General features: G+C 53.4%; 1 protein-coding gene. It reads right to left on the bottom strand.

Annotated elements, in window-relative coordinates:
• Positions 1 to 429, bottom strand: a 429-nt coding sequence (locus J4G32_RS20675) for a C69 family dipeptidase (RefSeq protein ID WP_210497508.1), incomplete at both ends; no start/stop codon positions are given.

The raw sequence follows: 429 nt of genomic DNA, 5'->3' as shown, positions 1-429 counted from the left end.
ACGCGCCGATTGCGCCACTGGCAGGATCACGGACTCAATGGCGTCTTCCGTGATTCCCGTTTTTGTCACGTAAGGATCGGCAGCCAGCGCCGCTCTGCCGTTATAAATGGTTTCCGTTGCGCTCATTCCGACGCCCGCCGAATTGAAACCGGCTTCACCCATGGCGTTATCGTTAGTATCAAAGTCATGAATTGCCGTATAGCGCATCGCTGTCTCCGGAAGCGGCCAGCTAAAATTGTTCCGATGTGCTTTATACTCGCCTTGTTGATGAAACGCGACGGGATGAATAACCTTATGCTTGGCGTTATTTGCCGAGCCATCTTCGTTGCGCGCGATAATGAAGGAGCCGTCAGCCGAAGCCTGATTGCCTACCAAAAGGGTAGTACAGGCGATGACTTTACCCATACCCAGCAGCGTAACGGCGAATGC

The organism is Microvirga antarctica (assembly GCF_017921815.1).
GTDB lineage: Bacteria > Pseudomonadota > Alphaproteobacteria > Rhizobiales > Beijerinckiaceae > Microvirga > Microvirga antarctica.
Note: the sequence above shows the minus strand (reverse complement) of the source record. Positions and strands in the feature narration are given on the sequence as shown.